The organism is Polaribacter sargassicola (assembly GCF_021991835.1).
Lineage (GTDB): Bacteria > Bacteroidota > Bacteroidia > Flavobacteriales > Flavobacteriaceae > Polaribacter > Polaribacter sargassicola.
Map to the genome: position 1 here is coordinate 1 of NZ_JAHDAU010000194.1, position 292 is coordinate 292.

At 41.1% G+C, this 292-nt stretch carries 1 protein-coding gene; it reads right to left on the bottom strand.

Annotated features, from left to right (window positions below):
- Nucleotides 1–292, bottom strand: a 292-nt coding sequence (locus KI686_RS16455) for a phosphate acyltransferase (RefSeq protein WP_262914016.1), incomplete at both ends; no start/stop codon positions are given.

A 292-nucleotide genomic window follows, 5' to 3' on the forward strand; every position in this document is an offset into this window, starting at 1 on the left:
ATCAACTTCCTCGCCTTTTCCTGAACTTCCAGAGGAATAAGATAGCAAGGCTACTTTAGGTTCAACACCAAAATTTTGAGCGGTTTGTGCAGACGAAACAGCTATTTCTGCCAACTGCTCTGCATTAGGGTTTGGATTAATAGCGCAATCACCAAAAATAGATACGCGGTCTTCCAAACACATAAAGAATACAGATGATACAATATTACATCCAGGTTTTGTTTTGATGAATTGTAGTGCTGGTCTTAGGGTGTGTGCTGTGGTATGTACAGCACCCGAAACCATACCATCT